At 64.1% G+C, this 20,122-nt stretch carries 19 protein-coding genes; 13 read left to right on the top strand and 6 right to left on the bottom strand.

Going from position 1 to position 20,122, the window contains the following annotated elements; translation table 11 throughout:
* Nucleotides 1–87 precede the first annotated feature (87 nt).
* Nucleotides 88–684, bottom strand: a complete 597-nt coding sequence (locus tag AC3XQU_RS03790; RefSeq protein WP_489872809.1) for a hemerythrin domain-containing protein — start codon at nt 682–684, stop codon at nt 88–90.
* Between the two features lie 346 nt (nt 685–1,030).
* On the opposite strand from AC3XQU_RS03790, the gene AC3XQU_RS03785 reads away from it, so the two are divergent.
* Both AC3XQU_RS03785 and AC3XQU_RS03780 read left to right on the top strand, forming a co-directional pair.
* The gene (locus tag AC3XQU_RS03785) at nt 1,031–2,053 is read left to right on the top strand and encodes a manganese catalase family protein (RefSeq protein ID WP_489872808.1); all 1,023 of its coding nucleotides are present in this window, start codon (nt 1,031–1,033) and stop codon (nt 2,051–2,053) included.
* Between the two features lie 60 nt (nt 2,054–2,113).
* Nucleotides 2,114–3,037 (top strand): ZIP family metal transporter, encoded by a 924-nt coding sequence (locus AC3XQU_RS03780; RefSeq protein ID WP_489872807.1) that lies wholly within the window; start codon nt 2,114–2,116, stop codon nt 3,035–3,037.
* Between the two features lie 17 nt (nt 3,038–3,054).
* Here AC3XQU_RS03780 and AC3XQU_RS03775 read toward each other — a convergent pair whose 3' ends face one another.
* A complete protein-coding gene (locus AC3XQU_RS03775; RefSeq protein WP_489872806.1) occupies nt 3,055–4,305 on the bottom strand; it encodes a lipopolysaccharide biosynthesis protein in 1,251 nt (416 codons plus the stop codon).
* A 493-nt stretch (nt 4,306–4,798) separates the two neighbouring features.
* Nucleotides 4,799–6,142 (bottom strand): MFS transporter, encoded by a 1,344-nt coding sequence (locus AC3XQU_RS03770; protein ID WP_489872805.1) that lies wholly within the window; start codon nt 6,140–6,142, stop codon nt 4,799–4,801.
* Between the two features lie 189 nt (nt 6,143–6,331).
* Here AC3XQU_RS03770 and cyoA point away from each other — a divergent pair, with 189 nt between their 5' ends.
* From cyoA to AC3XQU_RS03715, 11 genes are all read left to right on the top strand, one after another.
* Nucleotides 6,332–7,357 (top strand): ubiquinol oxidase subunit II, encoded by a 1,026-nt coding sequence (gene cyoA, locus AC3XQU_RS03765; protein ID WP_489872804.1) that lies wholly within the window; start codon nt 6,332–6,334, stop codon nt 7,355–7,357.
* A gap of 2 nt (nt 7,358–7,359) precedes the next feature.
* On the top strand, nt 7,360–9,363 hold the full coding sequence (gene cyoB, locus AC3XQU_RS03760; protein ID WP_489872803.1) for a cytochrome o ubiquinol oxidase subunit I: 2,004 nt from the start codon (nt 7,360–7,362) through the stop codon (nt 9,361–9,363).
* A complete protein-coding gene (gene cyoC, locus AC3XQU_RS03755; RefSeq protein ID WP_489872802.1) occupies nt 9,356–9,994 on the top strand; it encodes a cytochrome o ubiquinol oxidase subunit III in 639 nt (212 codons plus the stop codon). Before cyoB ends, cyoC begins: the two co-directional genes overlap by 8 nt.
* Nucleotides 9,991–10,392, top strand: a complete 402-nt coding sequence (cyoD, locus tag AC3XQU_RS03750) for a cytochrome o ubiquinol oxidase subunit IV (RefSeq protein WP_489872801.1) — start codon at nt 9,991–9,993, stop codon at nt 10,390–10,392. Before cyoC ends, cyoD begins: the two co-directional genes overlap by 4 nt.
* Entirely contained in the window at nt 10,392–11,189 is a 798-nt protein-coding gene (locus AC3XQU_RS03745) for an SURF1 family protein (RefSeq protein ID WP_489873196.1), read from the top strand. The genes cyoD and AC3XQU_RS03745 overlap by 1 nt, the downstream gene beginning before the upstream one ends.
* A 17-nt stretch (nt 11,190–11,206) precedes the next feature.
* Nucleotides 11,207–12,544: an ATP-binding protein gene (locus AC3XQU_RS03740; protein WP_489872800.1), complete on the top strand. Its 1,338-nt coding sequence runs from the start codon at nt 11,207–11,209 to the stop codon at nt 12,542–12,544.
* Nucleotides 12,541–13,083 (top strand): response regulator transcription factor, encoded by a 543-nt coding sequence (locus tag AC3XQU_RS03735; protein ID WP_489872799.1) that lies wholly within the window; start codon nt 12,541–12,543, stop codon nt 13,081–13,083. The genes AC3XQU_RS03740 and AC3XQU_RS03735 overlap by 4 nt, the downstream gene beginning before the upstream one ends.
* Nucleotides 13,084–13,085: 2 nt before the next feature.
* Nucleotides 13,086–13,457, top strand: a complete 372-nt coding sequence (locus AC3XQU_RS03730; protein ID WP_489873195.1) for a c-type cytochrome — start codon at nt 13,086–13,088, stop codon at nt 13,455–13,457.
* 120 nt (nt 13,458–13,577) lie between these two features.
* Nucleotides 13,578–15,419, top strand: a complete 1,842-nt coding sequence (locus tag AC3XQU_RS03725; protein ID WP_489872798.1) for a hypothetical protein — start codon at nt 13,578–13,580, stop codon at nt 15,417–15,419.
* Nucleotides 15,420–15,451: 32 nt separating this feature from the next.
* Complete coding sequence (locus tag AC3XQU_RS03720; RefSeq protein WP_489872797.1) at nt 15,452–15,910, top strand: hypothetical protein; 459 nt, start codon at nt 15,452–15,454, stop codon at nt 15,908–15,910.
* Between the two features lie 211 nt (nt 15,911–16,121).
* The gene (locus tag AC3XQU_RS03715) at nt 16,122–16,628 is read left to right on the top strand and encodes an MOSC domain-containing protein (RefSeq protein WP_489872796.1); all 507 of its coding nucleotides are present in this window, start codon (nt 16,122–16,124) and stop codon (nt 16,626–16,628) included.
* Nucleotides 16,629–16,725: 97 nt separating this feature from the next.
* Here AC3XQU_RS03715 and AC3XQU_RS03710 read toward each other — a convergent pair whose 3' ends face one another.
* From AC3XQU_RS03710 to AC3XQU_RS03700, 3 genes are all read right to left on the bottom strand, one after another.
* Nucleotides 16,726–18,708 (bottom strand): S8 family serine peptidase, encoded by a 1,983-nt coding sequence (locus tag AC3XQU_RS03710; protein WP_489872795.1) that lies wholly within the window; start codon nt 18,706–18,708, stop codon nt 16,726–16,728.
* A 306-nt stretch (nt 18,709–19,014) separates the two neighbouring features.
* The gene (locus tag AC3XQU_RS03705) at nt 19,015–19,374 is read right to left on the bottom strand and encodes a ZIP family metal transporter (RefSeq protein ID WP_489872794.1); all 360 of its coding nucleotides are present in this window, start codon (nt 19,372–19,374) and stop codon (nt 19,015–19,017) included.
* A gap of 150 nt (nt 19,375–19,524) precedes the next feature.
* Nucleotides 19,525–20,022: a MarR family winged helix-turn-helix transcriptional regulator gene (locus tag AC3XQU_RS03700; protein WP_489872793.1), complete on the bottom strand. Its 498-nt coding sequence runs from the start codon at nt 20,020–20,022 to the stop codon at nt 19,525–19,527.
* Between the last annotated feature and the right edge of the window lie 100 nt (nt 20,023–20,122).

The following is a 20,122-nucleotide window of genomic DNA, read 5'->3' as shown; positions in this document are numbered from 1 at the left end:
TTGAACGCGTGGGCAGCGCACTCGGCGCGGCGGGATGCCGTGCCGGGCGGAGCTGCCCACCCTACGAACTGCGGCTGATATGGTGCGTCAGGCCGGGGTCGATTTCCAGGACTTCTTTGGCGCGAAGGCCTTGGCCGCGAACACGGCGCTGGCCAGGCCCACCAGCAGGGCGGTGCCGCTGCCGGAGAAGCCGACGGCGTGGCTCTTGGCCAGTTTGCCGGCCTTCGGGCCGACCAGCTGCATGCGGCGGCGGGTCATCTGGGCGCCCAGCTCGGACAGCGCATCCTTGGTCAGCATGGCTTCGGCATGCGGCAGCAGCGTGGTTTCCTCGTCGGCCACGTGGTGCATGACGTCGCGCATCAGTTCCATGACCAGCTTGTCGTGACGCGGGTCGGAGCCGCTGGTGCGGCGCAGCTCGGCGATCAGGCGGCGCATCTCGTCGTGCTCGGGCTCGGCCTTGTGCATGAAGGGCTCGCCGGCGTCGCGCTTGCGCATGACCGGATAGAAGATTTCTTCTTCCAGGGTGGCGTGGATTTCCAGCGCGTCGCAGATGGTGTCGGCCAGCGCTTTCTTCACGCTCGGGCGCTTGTCTTTCTCGTACTGGTGGAAGGTGACCATTACGTGGGAATGGTCGAAGCGGATCATGTTGGTGATTGTCGGGCTCAGCTTATTAAGTGAAAACATGGTCGGTCTCCTGTGGTCAGTTATTCAACATGTTAGTGCTGGCTTGCCCGGCTTTACTGTAGGCGCGCGCGCCGTACCTGTGTCGGTGCGGATCGCATGCGGCGGTCTGACGGGACGTGCAGTCTGCCGAGCCTGTTAAAAGATTTCTCAACCGACATTATGTTTACATCCATTAACAAGATGTCACTCTAGTCCTACAGCCGCACGCGCCGACACCTGATTACCTCGACGGGGCAGGCCTGCCAAGATGGACTCATTCGGCTGCCGACCCCGTCGGCGGCCACCTGAAGGGTTGGCGCGCTCCCTGCGCGCCGCCCACGTGTTCAACCCACGGAGGAACGAGTCCATGTTTGCACATAACAAGCGCCTGCAATACACAGTCCGCGTCAGCGGCCCCAACCCAGGGCTGGCCAACCTGATGCTCGAGCAGTTCGGCGGTCCGCAGGGCGAGCTCGCAGCCGCCATGCGCTACTTTACCCAGGCCGTATCGGAAGACGATCCAGGCCGCAAGGACATGCTGTTCGACATCGCTACCGAGGAGCTGAGCCACCTCGAGATCATCGGCCATATCGTGGCCATGCTCAACAAGGGCGCCAAGGGCCGCCTGTCGGAAGCCGTCGACAGCGAAGCCGAGATGTACAAGTCGATCACCGGCGCCGGCAACGACAGCCACATTACCCAGGTGCTCTACGGCGGGGGAACCCCGCTGGTGAACTCGGCCGGCGTGCCATGGACGGCAGCCTACATCGACTCGATCACCGAGCCGACCGCCGACCTGCGTTCGAACATCGCGGCCGAGTCGCGCGCCAAGATCGTCTACGAGCGCCTGATCGCCCTGACCGACGACCCGGGCGTGAAGGAGGCCTTGGGCTTCCTCATGACGCGCGAAGTGGCGCACCAGAAGTCCTTCGAGAAGGCGCTGTATGCGATCGAGCCGAACTTCCCTCCGGGCAAAATGCCGGCCGATCCGCGCTTTGCCAGCGTGTACTACAACATGTCCCAGGGCCCGGGCGAGACGCGCGGCCCATGGAACCAGGGCGCCGACTGGGACTTCGTCACCGACCGCGAGAAGCAGCAGGCCGTGGACGGCGGCTCGGGCGAAGCCGAAGTGGCGCTGCCCAGCGGCGACATCGACATCCTCAAGCAGATGGCCATGCGCACCATGTCCGACCCGATGTCGTCCCCGCGCACCGGCGCCGAACTCGGTATGAGCATGCAGTCCGCTGGTGGTGGTACGATGGCTGGAACATCGGGCAATGCCATGGGCGAGCCGACCGGCGCATCGAAGGGCGGTCCGCTCGATGACACCGGCCTGAGCAAACCATCCGACAAAGGCACCGCCAAGTCGACGAAAGCAATGAAGAAGTAAGCCAGCGCCGCGCGGCAGGCAGTTCCTGCGCCGCCGCGCGGCCTTTTTCCCGGGCATTGCATGAATTTTCGTACAGAACACGCACACGGCAACAAGCTATTTTCCGCACGCGGTTTCCTGCGTGCGCTGACCCTGCGCCACATCGTCGGTTTCCTCGTCTGCGCAATCGGTTGCCTGCTGCTGCTGGGCAGCCTGGCCGAGCAGCTCATCACCTCCAATCCCAAGATGTACCGCGCCCTGACCGGCGGGGCGATCGCCGCCGCAGCTACCGCGCTGGGCACCCTGCCGGTCTTGCTGGCACAGAATTTCTCGAAACGTACCTACGACTGCTTCCTGGGCTTTGGCGCCGGCGTCATGCTGGGCGCGACCGCGTTTTCCCTGATCATTCCAGCCCTGGCCGCGGCCAAGTCCGCCGGCGCCGGCAACTGGGAAGCCAGCCTGATGGCGGGGGCCGGCATCATGGCCGGCGCCGGGGCCATCCTGCTGATGGGGCGCGCCGTGCGCACCGAGGGTATTCTCGACGGGAGCGACGCCGGCGTTTCGCTGCGCCGCGCCTGGCTGTTCGTCTGGGCCGTGGCCCTGCACAACCTGCCCGAAGGGCTCGCCATCGGCGTGGCCCACGCCGGCATCGACCTGGAAAAAGCGCATGCGCTGACTACCGGCATTTCGATCCAGGACGTGCCCGAAGGCCTGGTCGTGGCGCTGGCCCTGCGCACGGTCGGCTACGGCCGCCTGACGGCGGTGGGCATGGGCGTGGCCTCGGGTCTGATCGAACCGGTCGCGGCCGCCTTCGGTGTGGCCCTGATCGGCATTGCGGCCGGCATGCTGCCGTTCGCGCTGGCCGCCGCCGGCGGCGCCATGCTGTTCGTGATCGTCAACGACGTGGTGCCGGAATCGCGCCAGAGCGGCAACGGCACCTGGGCCAGCATCGCGCTGGTGTTCGGTTTCATCCTGATGACGGTGCTCGATACGGCGCTGTCCTAGCGTAGGCCTCCATCGCGCTAGGCCGCTGCCCGCCGGGGCAGCGAGCACTGGTGCGACATGAACAGATAGACCACGTACAGCAGCGAGCGGCCGATGGTGTAGGCAACCAGGCTCTCGTGCAGCGACAGCGGCGCCAGGAACACGGCCAGGGTCATCGCGAACAGCACGACCTGCCACGCCAGTTCCACTTTCTGCTTGCCCGCGATGAAGAACACATAGCTCAGCGGGCTGGCAATGAAATTCAGGAAGCACAGCGGCGCCAGCAGGGCGGCAAGCTCCCCCGCTTCGCGCCAGCCGGCGCCGAACACCCATGCGAACAGCTGCGGCGCGAACAGGAACAGCACCAGCGCCGGGCCCAGCGCCAATCCCAGCAAGGCCTTGAAGGTCGCCCGGTAAATGTCTCGGCAATTGCCCACCGCCTCGAATTCGTGCACCGCCTCGCGCTTGAACACATCCAGCACCGACACCGCGATGAGGGCGGTGGGGGCGCTGATTACGCGCTGGGCCAGGGCGAACAGGCCGGCGGCCAGGGCGCCATGGTGCAGGCCGATCATGAACAGGGGCAGCTGGCCGACCAGGGTATTGAGCAGGCTGGAGGGCAGGGAAAAGCGCCAGAAGGCCTGGTGCTTGAGCAGGTAGGCGCGCTGCTCCTGCCCAAGCGTGAGGCGCAGGCCGGCCTTTGGCGGCGCCAGCAGCAGGCGAGCGGCCAGCAGGCCGCTCCCCAGCCCGATCAGCTGTCCCGCCATCAGCGCGGTACTGTTCAGGCCAGCGTACAGCAGCAGCACCTGGGCCAGGGCAATGGTGCCGGCCTGCAGCACCTTGGCCTTGGCGGCCTTGGCGAACAGGTTGTGGGAAGCCGCATAGGCCAGCGAGGCCTGCATGGTGGCGGTCAGCCAGGTGCCCAGGCCGATCGTGAGCAGCTCGAACCACGACATCGCGCACACCATGGGCAGCCCGAGGGCGCGCGCGGCCAGTGCGAAGACCGTCATCATGAAGGCCAGCAGCGTGGCCGAATAGGCGATCACGCCGAAGCACAGGCGCTGCTGTTCCTTGGCGTGGTCGAGCACCATGGCGGCTTCCAGGCGCAGGGTGGCGACGATCGAGGCAACCGCGATCACGCCCAGCCAGACGCTGAAAGCGCCCATCTCGGCCGGCGTGCACAGGCGGGTGAGCAGCGGGGCGACCAGCAGCGGCACGGCCTGGGCGCCGGTCGATCCGACCAGCACCGTGGCGACGTTTTTCCAGAAGCCCGACCGTGGCATGCTCATGAAGGCACCGTCTACATATGCTGACCGGCAAACATCACCAGCGCAGGCCGTGGACGGTTGCCGCGCCATGCCTGCCCGTGCGCGCCGGGAGGCGCAGGGGCGTACCGAAGGCCCTTGCCGGGGCAGGGCCGTCATCGTGCGGGCCGGGCCGCACGTCCTGGTCGCTGGCGGGGTGTCGCAGCGTCGTCTCCGTGTTCGATATGGGGCAATGGTTGTGATAACGCATCCACAACCCGGACGGTTTGCGGCGCCGCAAACCTGTTTCATTGAGGAAGCCGGCCAGTCCAGCCATTCCACACATGCTAGCCTGCGCCGCCGAACGGCCTTTGTCCGCGTCCAAGCCGGCGCGTAAATTCGTGTAAATCCGCCCTGTGCATCGGTGCGGCAGGATCGCCGTGGCGAAGAAGCGGGCCTGGAAACGACGACGCCGGCAGTGCTTGCGCAGTGCCGGCGTCGTGCGGGCGCGGCCGGGGGGCCGCGCGGGGAGAGGGAATCAGTCCTTGATCTCGAGCGCCCGGTTCAGGCTCAGGGCGGCCAGCGAGCCGACAGCGCCCGACAGCAGGTACAGGCTCACATAGCCCAGGCCATAGTGCGCCGACAGGCCCAGCGCCACCAGCGGTGCGAAGGCCGCGCCGACCAGCCAGGCCAGGTCGGAAGTGAGCGCAGCGCCCGTGTAGCGGTATTGTTGCTTGAAGTTCGAGGTCACGGCGCCGGCCGCCTGGCCGTAGGACAGGCCGAGCAGGGTGAAGCCGACCAGGATGAAGATGTTCTGGCCGGTTTCGCCGCCGTCCATCAGCGAAGGCACGAAGCCCGAGAAGATGGCGATCAGCGCCGCCAGGGTGCCCAAGGTGGTGCGGCGGCCGACCTTGTCGGCGATGAAGCCCGACGCCAGGATGGCCAGCGCGGCCAGCACGGCGCCATACATCTGGATGTGCAGGAACTCGTTCATCGGGCGGGTGTCGTAGAGCTGGATCCAGGACAGCGGGAACACGGTCACCAGGTGGAACAGCGCATAGCTGGCCAGGGCGGCGAGGGCGCCGATGGCGATGTTGCTGCCTTGCGACTTGACCAGCTCGCCGACCGGCGCCGGGTCGAGTTCATGCGAGTCGAGCAGGCGCGAGTATTCGCTGGTGGACACCAGGCGCAGGCGGGCGAACAGCGCGACCACGTTGATCATGAAGGCGCAGAAGAACGGATAACGCCAGCCCCAGACCAGGAAATCGTCCTGCGACAGGTTCGAGAGCAGGAAGGCGAACAGGCCGGCGGCGATCAGGAAGCCGATCGGGGCGGCCAGCTGGCCCAGCATCGCGTACCAGCCGCGCTTGTGCTCGGGGGCGGACAGGGCCAGCAGCGACGGCAGGCCGTCCCAGGAACCGCCCTGGGCCACGCCCTGGCCAATGCGCATCAGGGACAGCACCACGATCGAGGCGGCGCCGATCTGGCCATAGGTCGGGATGAACGAAATGACAACAGTACAGGTGCCCATCAGGAACAGGGCGATGGTCAGCTTGATTTCTCGGCTGTAGCGCTTCTGGATTTCCATGAACAGCACGGTGCCGATCGGGCGCGCGATAAATGCGAACGCAAAAACGGTAAACGAGTAGAGTGTGGCTTCGAGCCGGTCAGCCCATGGGAAAAAGACCGCCGGAAAAACCAGCACCGACGCAATCGCGTAGACGAAGAATTCGAAATATTCCGAGGCGCGGCCGATGACCACGCCGACGGCGATATCGGCCGGGTGGATTTCGCCGTCGCGGGCATTGATGTTGCGGGCGCCGCTGGCAGGGTGGCTGATGGGAGCGGCGCCTGCGCCGCCGTACTGGGTCGAGCTTTGCATATCTTCTCCTGATTCCTGAATCTGATTCTTCGTTCTTGTTGCTGATCTCTACCCGGCCCAAGGGTTGCTTCTTACCGCAATGCATTTATTGCAATACGGCATGGGTGGGACAAAGTGTCCAATGGTTCCCGTAGGCCGTTGGCAGTACAGTAGCATGTTCTTATTCCCATGTAACGTTAGATACCTAGCATGATTCCTAAAATTGTCCGCCGCGGACTGCCTTTGCTCCTGCTTGCGCTGCTTTCCGGCTGCAACACGGTAGTGATGAATCCCAACGGCGATATTGCAAGACAGCAGGCCGACCTGATCACGGTGTCGGTCTTGCTGATGTTGATCATCGTCGTCCCGGTGATGATCCTGATCGTCCTGTTCGCCTGGCGCTACCGCAAGAGCGCGAACGCCAAGTACGAACCCGACTGGGACCACTCGACCAAGCTCGAGCTCGTGATCTGGGGCGCGCCGCTCCTGATCATCATCGTGCTCGGCCTGATCACCTGGGTCTCGACCCACAAGCTCGACCCTTACCGCCCGCTCGACCGCATCGATGCGAATCGTCCGATCGCCGCCTCGACCAAGCCGATCGAGGTGCAGGTGGTGGCGCTGGACTGGAAGTGGCTGTTCATCTATCCGGAGCAGGGCATCGCCTCGGTCAACCAGCTGGTCACGCCGATCGACACCCCGATCCGCTTCAAGATCACCGCGTCGACCGTGATGAACGCGTTCTACATCCCGACCCTGGCCGGCATGATCTACGCGATGCCGAGCATGGAAACCACCCTGAACGCGGTGCTGAACAAGACCGGCGACTACTACGGCCGCTCGACCAACTTCAGCGGCGAAGGTTTCTCGCACATGCGCTTCGACTACAAGGGCGTCACCGCCGGCGAGTTCGACGCCTGGGTCGCGCAGATGAAGGCCACCCCGGGCGCGCTGGACCGCGCCGGCTATATCGAGCTGGAAAAGCCGACCTCGCGCGAACCGGTGCGTCATTACGGCTCTGTCGAGCCGGCACTGTTCAACCGCATCCTGAACCGTTGCGTGGCCGACGGCACCGTCTGCATGAACCAGCAGATGGCGGACGACCACAAGCGCGCCCAGATCGCCGCCGCGATCAAGCAGCTGCCGAAATCGAGCGCTGCCCAGATGGCGGAAGCGGAAGTCTGCGTCACGCCGGTCCCTGCCGGCGCCGCTCCTAACACTATTGTGAAAAAGTAATCATGCAAGACTCATTCGACCTGACGAAGCTTATCTTCGGTCGGCTCAGCTGGGACGCGATTCCCTTCCATGAGCCGATCCTGCTGGCTACCTTCGCCGGCGTGATCGTGGGCGGCCTGGGCCTGGTGGCCCTGATCACCTACTTCCGCCAGTGGGGCGGCCTGTGGAACAACTGGATCACCAGTATCGACCACAAGAAAATCGGCATCATGTACATGATCCTGGGCCTGGTGATGTTCCTGCGCGGCTTCGCCGATGCGCTGATGATGCGCGCCCAGCAGGCCTTTGCCTTCGGTAACAACCACGGCTTCCTGCCGCCGGACCACTACGACCAGATCTTTACCGCCCACGGCGTGATCATGATCTTCTTCGTGGCGATGCCGTTCGTGACGGGCCTGATGAACTACGTGGTGCCGCTGCAGATCGGCGCGCGCGACGTGGCTTTCCCGTTCCTGAACAACTTCTCGTTCTGGATGACCACCATGGGCGCCGTGCTCGTGATGGCTTCGCTCTTCGTGGGTGAATTCGCGCGTACCGGCTGGCTGGCCTATCCGCCGCTGTCGGGCATCCTCGCCAGCCCCGGCGTGGGCGTGGACTACTACATCTGGTCATTGCAGATCGCCGGTGTGGGCACGCTGCTGTCCGGCGTGAACCTGATCGTCACCATCATCAAGATGCGCGCACCGGGCATGGGCCTGATGAAGATGCCTGTCTTCGTCTGGACCTCGCTGTGCACCAACATCCTGATCGTGATGTCCTTCCCGATCCTGACCGCCGTGCTGGGCATGCTGGGCATGGACCGCCTGTTCGACACCAACTTCTTCACGAACGACAAGGGCGGCAACGCCATGATGTACGTGAACCTGATCTGGATCTGGGGCCACCCCGAGGTCTACATCCTGGTGCTGCCGGCCTTCGGCATCTTCTCCGAAGTGGTCTCGACCTTCTGCGGCAAGCGCCTGTTCGGCTATACCTCGATGGTGTACGCCACCGTCGTGATCATGATCCTGTCCTACCTGGTGTGGCTGCACCACTTCTTCACCATGGGTTCGGGTGCCAGCGTCAACTCGTTCTTCGGCATCACCACGATGATCATCTCGATCCCGACCGGGGCGAAGATCTTCAACTGGCTGTTCACGATGTACCGCGGCCGGATCCGTTTTGAATTGCCGATGATGTGGACCGTGTCCTTCATGCTGACCTTCACGGTCGGCGGCATGACCGGCGTGATGCTGGCCATCCCGGCGGCCGACTTCGTGCTGCACAACTCGCTGTTCCTGATTGCCCACTTCCACAACGTGATCATCGGCGGCGTGCTGTTCGGCCTGTTCGCCGGCTTCAACTACTGGGCGCCGAAGATGTTCGGCGTGAAGCTGAACCAGTTCTGGGGCAAGGTCTCGTTCTGGCTGTGGTCGATCGGCTTCTGGGTCGCCTTCACCCCGCCGTACATCCTGGGCTTCATGGGCGTGACCCGCCGCGTGAGCCATTTCGAGGATCCGTCGATCCAGTGGCTGTTCCAGATCTCGTTCGCGGGCACCCTGATGATCGCCGGCGGTATCGGCGCGCTGCTGCTGCAGATCTTCTTCACCTGGAAAGACCGGGCCAAGCTGCGCGACGTCACCGGCGACCCATGGGATGGCCGCACGCTGGAATGGGCGACGACCTCGCCGCCGGCCGACTACAACTTCGCGTTCACGCCGGTGGTGCACGACAACGACACCTTCGCCGACATGAAGAAGAACGGCTACCAGCGTCCGCTCAAGGACTATGTCGCGATCCACATGCCGAAGAACACCTGGGCAGGTTTCGGGATCTCGGCGCTGGCCATGGTGGTGGGCTTTGCCGTCATCTGGCACATGTGGCTGCTGACCGCGGTGTCCTTCGTCGCCATGATGGCCGCGATCGTCATCCACACCTTCAACTACAAGCGCGATTACTACATCTCGGCCGAGGAAGTGACCCGTACCGAGGAAGCGCATACCCGTTTGCTGGAAAGCCATGTCTGAACTTAAAGCCACTATGCCAGGCGCGCTGAGCGCCGACGAGGTGACCTCGCGCTACCTGGTGCGCGAGCACCATCCGGAAAACGGCACCCTGCTGGGTTTCTGGATCTACCTGATGAGCGACTGCCTCATCTTCGCGTCCCTGTTCGCCACCTATGCGGTGCTGGGCCGTAACTACGCCGGCGGTCCATCCGGCGCCGAACTGTTCGACCTGTCGCTGATCGCGGTGAACACCGCCTTCCTGCTGATGTCGTCGATCACCTTCGGCTTCGCGATGATCTCGGCGCAAGCCAAGAATGTCGGCAAGACCGTCCTGTGGATGGGCGTGACGGGCCTGCTGGGCCTGGCCTTCCTGTCGCTCGAGATCTACGAGTTCTACCACCTGATCCACCAGGGCGCCGGTCCCCAGCGCAGCGGTTTCCTGACCGCCTTCTTCGCGCTGGTCGGCACCCACGGCCTGCACGTGCTGTTCGGCTTCGTGTGGCTGGTGACGCTGATGGTCCAGCTCAAGAAGCATGGCCTCACCGGCGAGAACTTCCGCCGCCTGCAGTGCCTGTCGCTGTTCTGGCACTTCCTGGACGTCGTCTGGATCGGCGTGTTTACCTTTGTCTACCTGCTGGGAGTGCTGCCATGAGCGTGCAACACCACGAACACGGCCACAACCACGATGGCCACGAAACCTATGTGACCCATTACAGCGCCAAGGATTACGCGATCGGCTTCGTGCTGTCGCTGATCCTGACCGCGATCCCGTTCTGGCTGGTGATGGGCAACGTACTGCCGCCCAACACCACCCGCATCGTGATCCTGGCCTTCGCCGCGGTGCAGGTGGTGGTGCAGATGATCTACTTCCTCCACCTGAACTCGAAGTCCGAGGACGGCTGGAACATGATGGCGTTGATCCTGACCATCGTGCTGCTGGTGATCGTCATGTCCGGCTCCATCTGGGTCATGTACCACATGAACGCCAACATGATGCCGGCCATGGGCGGCGCGAGCGATACCACCCACGGCACCCACGACATGCCGTGATGCAGGACCAGCGCCGCCAGCCAGCAGGACCAGACACCCACCCGCCACGCAGCGCCTTTGCGCGCCGCGCGGTGGCGGTGGTGGCCCTGCTGCTGGCCGTGCTGTTTGCAGGTCTCGGAACCTGGCAGGTGATGCGCCTGCAGTGGAAACTGGACCTGATTGCCCGCGTCGACGCACGCGTGCATGCCGCCCCCATCCCCGCGCCTGGCGCGGCGCGCTGGGCGCAGGTGTCCAAGGCGAGCGATGAATACCGGCGCGTCCGCCTGGCCGGGCACTACCTCTACCCATTCACCACGCCCGTGCAAGCCCTCAGCGAGCTTGGTGCGGGCTTCTGGCTGCTCACGCCGTTCTGCACGGACGGGGGCCACATCGTCTTCATCAACCGCGGCTTCATCCCCGGCGCGGAGAATAAACCGGGCACCTATGCGGCGCGCCGTGCGGAGGGCAACCCCTGCGCGGCCGGCGGCGAGCGGGTCGAGCTCACCGGGCTGCTGCGCATCAGCGAGCCGGGCGGCGGCTTCCTGCGCGAGAACGACCCGGCGAACAACCGCTGGTATTCGCGCGACGTGGCCTTGCTGGCCCAAGCACGCGGGTTGTCGAACGTCGCCCCGTATTTCGTCGATGCCGGCAAGAATCAGGACCCGGCCGGCGCCCCCGAGCGCGCCGTGGGCGGCCTGACCGTCATCGCTTTCCAGAATAACCACCTCGTGTATGCGCTGACTTGGTATGCTCTGGCCCTGATGGTGCTGGGAGCATGGTGGTGGGTCCGCCGGCACGGCGCCGGGACCGAAGACTGACGCATACACGGACATCGATGCAATCCCCCCTCGATTTCTTCGCCAAGGCGGCGCGTTCTTCTCCCCAGGCGGCCGCGGCCAATGTGGAGTTCGCGGCCGGGCACAAGAACATGCTGCAGCTGATCGAGCTGCGCTGGATTGCCGTGATCGGGCAGGTCACGACCATCGCCGCGGCCATCCTGATTTTCGATATCGCGCTGCCGCTGGTGCACATGCTGCAGGTGCTGGCCTGCCTGATCGCCTTCAACATCGCCAGCCACCTGCGCTGGCACGAGCGGCGGCCGGTGTCGAACGGCGAAATGTTCATGGCCCTGCTGGTGGACGTGGCCAGCCTCACCGTGCTGCTCTACCTCTCCGGCGGCATCACCAATCCCTTCGCTTTCCTCTACCTGCTCCAGGTGATCCTGTCGGCCGTGCTGCTCGAGGTGGTCTGGACCTGGACCATCGTGGCGACCACGATCGGCTGCATGGCCGGCCTGGCCATGTATGCGCAGCCGCTGGCCTTGCCCTTCGACCATGCGCGCGGCATCTCGAGCCTGTACATCCAGGGTTTGCTGGTGTGCTTCGCGCTCGACGCGGCGCTGCTGGTGATGTTCATCTCGCGCATTTCCGACACGCTTCGGCAAAAAGCCGCGCAGCTGGCCTCGCTGCGCCAGCATGCGGTCGAAGAAGAGCATATCGTCCGTATGGGCCTGCTGGCCTCGGGCGCCGCCCACGAACTGGGCACGCCGCTGGCAACCGTCTCGGTGATCCTGGGCGACTGGAAGCGCATGCCGCAGTTCCGCAACGATCCAGGCTTGCTGGAAGAGATTACCGAGATGCAGACCCAGCTCCAGCGCTGCAAATCGATCGTCAGCGGCATCCTGCTGTCGGCCGGCGAAGCGCGCGGCGAATCGGCGGTGCGCACCACCGTCAAGAGCTTCGTCGACGGCGTGGTGGCGTCCTGGCAGGCCAGCCGGCAAGCGGGCAGCTTCCAGTACAATAACCGCATCGTCGACGACCTTCCCGTGGCGTCGGATTCTGCGCTGAAGCAGACCATCGACAACCTGCTGGACAACGCGCTCGAGGCTTCGCCCGACTGGGTTGCCCTGGACGCCAGCATCGAGGACGGCGTGCTGTTCCTGGTGGTGCAGGACCGCGGCCCCGGCTTCGCGCCCGACATGCTGGGCCAGATCGGCAAGCCCTACCAGTCGACCAAGGCCCAGCCGGGCCACGGCCTGGGCCTGTTCCTGGCGGTGAACGTGGTGCGCAAACTGGGCGGCTCGGTGACGGCCGTGAACCGGACGCAGGGCGGGGCGCAGGTGACGCTTACCTTGCCGCTGTCGAGCATCGAACTGGAAGAGGACCGCATTTGACCGACACCCCTGAACGACTGCTGCTCATCATCGAGGACGACGAAGCGTTCGCGCGCACCCTGAGCCGCTCCTTCGAGCGGCGCGGCTACCGCGTGCTGGTCGCCCACGGCCCGGACGAAGCGACCGCGCTGCTCGCCTCGCATTCGCCGGGCTATGCGGTGGTCGACCTCAAACTCAAGGGCAACACCTCGGGCCTGGCCTGCGTGCAGCTGCTGCACGAGCACGATCCGGACATGCTGATCGTGGTGCTCACCGGCTTTGCCAGCATCGCCACCGCGGTCGAGGCGATCAAGCTCGGCGCGGTGCAATACCTGGCCAAGCCATCGAACACCGACGACATCGAAGCCGCCTTCGGGCACGTGGCAGGCAATGCCGAGGTGGAGCTGACCGCGCGCTCGACCTCGATCAAGACCCTCGAATGGGAGCGCATCCACGCCGTGCTGGCCGAGACCGACTTCAATATTTCGGAAGCGGCGCGCCGGCTCGGACTGCACCGGCGCACGCTGGCGCGCAAGCTCGAGAAGCAGCGGGTGAAATGAGCATGCGCGCCGTCATCGCCGCTTTATGCCTGCTGGCCGCCTGCGGCGCCCAAGCGGCCGATCCGCTCGCGGCCGGACGCCAGGCCTTCAAGCGCTGCGCCAACTGCCACCAGGTGGGGCCCACCGCGCGCAGCAATTTCGGACCCCAGCTCAACGGCATTGTCGGCCGCCGCGCCGGCTCGGTCCCGGACTATGCTTATTCGCCCGCGATGAAGCGGGCCGGCTTCGTCTGGACCGAGCAGAAGCTGGCAGCCTTCCTGCGCGACCCGGACGCGATGGTCCCGGGGAACAAGATGCGCTTCTGGGGCATCGGCAACGAGCGCCAGGTCGCGGACCTGGTGGCTTACCTGCGCTCCCACCCTTCGCCGAACTAGCTAGTTACCCATGCTGGGTCTTTTGCCAGTGCCGATCCAACTGTTAATTCTAGGCAATTGTTGATAGACTAACGCGCGCGTGTTCATGGTTGCACGGGCAGACTATTTGTTGGATTTGGCATGCAAGACAGAATCGAATTCGCGTTTACCGCGCATCAGTTGATCAAGGGTGGGTACTTCATTTCAATTTGCGAAGTGAAGATCGAGCCCCAGCCGACGCAAAGGAGCAAGCGCAAGAAGCTGGCTAAGGTCCACCGTATCAATCAAGCCGACACGGTGTCTCCCGCCGCCGTAGCTGAGGCTATGCCGGGCAAACCCAATGTGCAAACCGTCAAGGCGGTCAAGGAACGGTCAAACAACCAGCTTGTGCGTGACTTGTGGATCAGTCGGATGCTTGCTGCCGGCAATCCGATCAGCCTCGGAGATGGTCAGCGCCTCGACGACAGATTGCCGAATTGCGAAGGAACCCCCATGGGAACCCTTGTCTTGCGCGCCGGCAAACCCGGCCGCGACGCGCCGCCCAGTATCTCCTTCGACCATATCGGTGAGCAATTCCGTATTGTCTACCAGCGTCCTGGCGAGCTAGGCGCGGGCATCGGGTCGCTTGTGCTGCGGGCCGACGATGCTGCAATGGTCGCCAGGGTCTTCATGTTGACCAAGATCGCTGCGGCGAGGCTCGAAATGCAAGTAGCGTTGCGGGAAGCGGCGGATTTGCGCAGTCGCCTGGCAATGACCAATACCGGCAGTGCTTCAGGCTCGGATCCGGCGCAGCATGCGCAGGCGCGTGCCGCCCTCGAAAAACTCCTGCAAGAACAGCGGGCAAAGGAGCACCACCACCACGGCAGGCATGAAAAGCGCCTGCCACGCCGAATCTTGCTGGAAAACGCGCTGGCGACGTGGGTGCACCACACCCATGAGTTCATGCAGCACCACAAGACGCGCATGTCTAGCACAATTGGTATTGGGGTTGTGCTGGCCATCGTGTGGGTATGGCTGCCGCACCTGCTCGGCTACAGTCACTGGGCCTCCAGTATCCTTGGCTGGCTCCTGTTCGTGGCCTTGATCATCGCAAGCTCCTTGATATTGCTTAACGCGCTCAATCTGAAGACGCTGGAACTGAAGGTTGAAGAATCGATGCACGAGGAAACTGTCGAGCGCCTGAACGGGACGCTCGTCAATCTCGTCCAGACAAATGCCAATGTGGCAGCCGCCAATCTCTCACCGTATCCGGCTGGAGGATTCGCGTCCGAATTGCTATTGCATGAAATGGATCGGGTGCTGCAACTGAAAGAGCGCCTGGTATCGGTCGAAGGCGTGATCAAGGCACGTGAAGTGCACGTCTCGAACGGCATCAAGCACCTGGAAGGGCATCGCAACCGGGTCAGGCGCAGCACCATTGCGGCGGGTAGCGGCATTTTTGTCGGCTTTTTCACCTACGAGGTCGGCGAGTCTTTCATGGAATTCCTGCATGTGTCGCATCGGGAAGATAGCAAGGCGATGCTGGAATGGTTGATGGCGAGAAGCGACAGCAAGACGATTCCGGCGCAATCGACCTCCTACGAAATGCAAATAAATGTCATGCAGGATCGCGCGGCAATCCATGGTGAAAGGGTGGTTGAGTTGTCCTCAGCCGCAGGAAGCGGGCCGGCCCAGGGGGCGACCAGACCAGCCGTTCCCGCCGCCAAAAGCGAGGCGAGCCCTCCGCGGCCGGACGCGCTACCGGGTATCGACCCGGTGGGCAGCGGGACGGCGCTGCGGATCGACTCCGGCCATGCGGACGGGCGCATTACCGGCTCGACCGCCCCCGGTTTCAATCAGGAATTCGCGGACAGGTTTCATCAGCCTGAACTGTACGCTCATAGCTGGCTGTTGACGATCACGATCATCGTCAGTGTCCTGACAGCGTGGATTGCGATTCGCAAGCCCGCTGCCGAACACGGCGGCGGACATGGTCACCATTAGAATAATATCAATTAACCTATCGAGCTAATAACATGAGCGAAAAAACACTTGAATCGTTGTACCTCAGCTTGCTCAAGGAAGAACTGGGTGTCGACGGAGAGGTCGACGAGGACGGCGATGTGATTTTTCAGGCGGAATTCGGTACGCTCGCATTCAGCATCGATGCGGAAACGGATCCCGAATTCATGATGCTGATCTTCCCGAATTTCGCGACGCCTGAGCTAATGGGGATCAGCAAGCAGGAGCTGTTCGAAGCAATCAACACCGTAAACGGCAGTTGCAAGGCGTCCAAGGTATTCGTGCCGGCGCAAATGCTGACTGGAAGTTGCGCCGCCAGTGCGAGTATCGAATCTTTCATGGCCCCGCCAGATCAAATGCCTGCGCTCGAACTGTTGCGGGGCACACTCAAACGCAATATTTCCGCCCTACTGGATTCAGTGCACAACCTTATCATCGAAGCAGAAAAGATCAAGGCCAAGAGAGGCGCCTAGCCAATTGCCACACTCTCCGAAAGCGCTGCTCCGGGTGCCCGCCTGCAGTAGTTCTACCATCGGGAAACTTGAGTCGCTTGCTGTCCGCGCGCGTCGCAGCGCCGCTCCACGCCGCGTCGATGCCGCGCTAGCCATGGCTGAGATGGGATTAGCGGACGACAGGCACGCTAACCTACGCTCGCCGCGCCAGCTGCTGCTGGCCAGCGCAAGCATGTATGCGTCTCTCGCGCTCCCCCAGCACACCCTGCGCGAAAACCTGCTGGTCGATTTCGATACCGCGCAGCTCGCATCCGGCACCATCCTGCAGATCGGCCCCGAGGTCACCCTGCGCCTGATGTTCCAGTGCGAAGCCTGCGGCCAGCTCGACCTGCAGCGGCCCGGCCTTGCCGGCAAGGTGCGTGCACGGCGCGGGATGCTGGCGCGCGTGCTCACGGGAGGATGGATGCGTGCGGGCGACCCGGTTCGCGATCTCGGCCAGCGGCTGACGCCTTGGTCGGACGACTGGCGCGCGCGCGTCGTGCAGGTGCTCGAGGCCGTGCCGGAGGGCAGCGTGCTCGCCTACCGCGACCTGGCCGCGCTGGCAGGCATCCAGAGCACTTATTGCCGCGCCTTTCCGCGGCTGCTGGCCAAGTTGGGGCCGGCGTACGCGGGCAAGGCAGTGACGGCGAGCGCGGCGCAGACGCTGCCGCGCTGGGATGGCGCCGGCTTGTTCGACTGAGCCAGGCAATCGCGGCGCAGGCGCCAAAAAAATGCCGTCCAGCGGGTACCGGACGGCATTGTCTTGAGTAGCTGGCGTCACGCCCGCATGAAACGGGTCAGCGCGTCACGCTCGAATAGCTGCACGACTTGAGCACGCCCGAGATCGGATCGCCGAACACCGCATTGGTGCAGGCGGTTGCGCCCGCCACGATCTTCTTCGCGTACACGCCCGATGCGCCATAGCGCACTTCGCGGGTGCCGGTGAAGGAGCAGGTCGCGCCTTCGGTCCCGCAGTTGGTCCAGGTCTCGACAACCGGCGCCGGTGCAGGCGCAGGCGCCGCAGTGACAGTCGACGCGCTCGCATACTGGCAGGTCTTGGCCATGCCCGGCATCGGGTCGCCGAACACGTTGTTGTTACAGGCGATCGAACCGGTGGCCGTCAGCGTTGCGTAGCTGTTGTTGGCGCCATAGCGCACCTGGCGAGTATTGCTGAAGCTGCAGACGCCGCCTTCGGTCGCGCAGTTGGTCCAGGTAACGCCGGTCGCGGGCGGAGCGGCGTTGGCCACGTTCACGCCGACCGAAGCCGACGACCCGGCGTTGCCGGCGAGGTCATACGCGACCGCCACCAGGGTGGCCGCGCCGTTTGCCGCGCCTGCCGAATCCCACGAGAACTGGTAAGGCGCCGCCTGGTCGACCCCGACCGTGGTGCCGTTGACCTTCAGTTCGACCCGGTTGACGCCGACGTTGTCGCTGGCCGTCACGCTCACGGCCACCAGGCCGCTGACGCTGCTGCCATTGCCGGGCGAGCCGATCGCAGATACAGGCGCCTGCGTGTCGGCGGTGGTGCGCTTGGCGACCGCTGCCGCCACGGCAGCTGCCGCGTTCACGCGTCCATGGCCGAAATAGGTGTCGCGGCCGGCCGCGCCCAGGTCCACCGCCGTCGAATACAGCAGGCTTTCCACCGTCTGGTTGTCCAGCGACGGATTGGCGGCCATGACCAGGGCGCCCACGCCGGCGGCGACCGGGCTGGAGAACGAGGTGCCGTTCCACTGCTGGTAGATGCCGCCCTTGGTCGTGGACCAGATCCCCGCGCCCGGTGCGGCGAGCGTGACGACCGAGCCGAAGTTCGACCAGCTGGTGCGGCTGTCGCCGGCATCGGTTGCCGACACGACGATCATCGACGAAGTCGGTGCGATGGCGGAATCCACGCCGTTGTTGCCGGCCGAGACGAACAGCAGGCCGCCCTTGCTTTTCAGGTATTGGGCAGCGTTCTGGATGGAGGCGCTGCCGGCAAGCGGCCCGAAGCTGACGTTGACGATGCGCGCGCCGCGGTCGGCGGCATAGGTAATGGCGCTGACAATGGTGCTGAGGTAGGCGGTGCATCCGCCCGAGGCCGCGTCCATCGCGCCGATGCGGATCGGCATGATCTTGGCCTGGCCTGCCACGCCCGCGACGCCCATGGCGTTGTTGGTCGATGCAGCGGCGCTGCCGGCAACCGCGGTGCCGTGGCCGCAGGTATCGGCCGTGTTGGTGTTGTTGTCGACGAAGTTATAGCCCGGCACCATGTTGCCAACCAGGTCAGGATGGCTGCCATCGACGCCGGTGTCCAGGATGGCGATGGTGACGCCGGCGCCCTGGGTGCTGTTCCATGCGGTCGGGGCGCCGATCTTGGCCAGGTGATAGGCGCTGGCGTAATACGGGTCGTTCGGCACGTACGATGGCTTCACCTTGCGGTCGAGCTCGACGCGCTTCAGGTGGGGATGCTTGGCCAGGCGGGCCAGCACGGCCTTGGCCGAGGCGCCTGCAGGCAGGTCGACGATGTTCAGGCTGCTCTTGCCGATCTTGCGGGCACGCCCGCCGTGGGCGCCCACGATGGCGGCCAGGTTGGACGGCGACAGGCCGGCTGCCGGCACCACCACCAGGCGGTTCTCGGCATATTTGCCGATCGCGTCGGATGTCTCGACGACTGCCGGAACCGGTGCATTGGCTGCAGCTTTCGGGACGGGAGCGGCTATTGCGGTCGAGGGCAGGGCGATGCTTGCGAAAGTCGTGCAAATGAAAGCGCCGGCCACGGTGGCCGATAAGGCTGATTTAATCATTTTCACCTAAATAGGAAGAATCGGAAGGAGGGAAAACCAGGAAGAAAATCAGTGCCGAACAGAAGACTGGGAGTTTCTGAACAAAGCGAGCCGAGATAATACCTAAAAACGTTCCGAATCTACGAAAATAAAATCAATTCGTAACAAAATAGATGTAAATTTCTGGATGTCTTGATAAGAATTGGAATCAAGTTGGAAACTCTTGATTAACTTGATAAGACAAGTCGATAAGATCCGGTATTCATTAGCCAATTCATTTTTATAAGATTCCGATAATCTTATGAAACCATTCCTTGGTTTTCCGTTTCAGCCCAGTTTGCTCAGCGCAAACGCCGCCAGGAAGCCTGTCACCGTGATCAGGCCGGCAAAATCGTGGGTTTCCTCGAAGGCTTCCGGAATCATGGTATCGACCAGCATCGCCAGCACGCCGCCGGCCGCTACTGCGGTAGTAGCCGCCACGATCTGCGGCGAGAAATGACGGAAGACGGCATAGCCGAGCAGGGCGGCCAGGCTCGATGCGAGCGCAATGCCGCCCCAGATGCCGAAAATATAATGCACCGAACGGCCCGACTGTTTCATGCCGGCTGCGCTGGACAAGCCTTCCGGGATATTCGACAGGAAGATTGCCGCCACTGCCGCCATGCTCACGCCATTCCCGCCGAGCATGGACAGGCCGATGACGATGGATTCGGGAATGCCGTCGAGCAGGGCGCCGACGGCAATCGCCGTGGCGCGCGCCGCGCTGCGATAGTGCCCAATTTTTCCGATGGCCTGGATCGGCTGGAAACTCGGCGCGCGCCGCGCCTCGCACGCGCCCTAGAGCTGGGCCAGCGGCAGCTTGCCGGCCTCGCGGTCGGCGTCGAGCACCTTGATCAGCCGTTCCAGGTCCTCTTCCATCCGTCCCAGCGTGGCCGTATCGAGGCTGGCCAGGGCGTCGGGCAGCACGCCGGCGAAGGGCAGCGGCGCCCGGCGCAATACGTCCACGCCATCGGGCAGCACCCGCAGCGCCACGTTGCGGCGGTCGGCGCCTTCGCGCGCGGTAGCCACGTAGCCGCGATCGGCGAGCGCGCGCACCAGGTTGCTGGCAGTGGACTGGTGGATGTCGAGCTCGCGCGCCAGGCCGGAGGCGCCGATGCCCGGCTGGCGTTCGATCACGGACAGTGCCCATAGCTGTGCGCCGCCGACCCCGGCTTCGCGCTCGACCTGGCGGAAATGGGTCTTGACGGCATTGAAGACGATGCGGAACTGGCGCAGCACCCGCATCGAGGTGTCGTCGGCGGCGGGCGGGCGGGGATCGGGCGTCGGCTCTGTCATGGCGCCATCTTAGCGGAAACGCAATTGCCGCGCAGAAGCAGGCCCGTCGTTTGCGCGTGCGTAATGTGGTGCGGCGGCGGCGGACTTGCGCTAGCATGGG

Source organism: Telluria sp. AZSoR62 (assembly GCF_058111565.1).
This window is presented reverse-complemented; position numbering and strand designations above follow the sequence as displayed.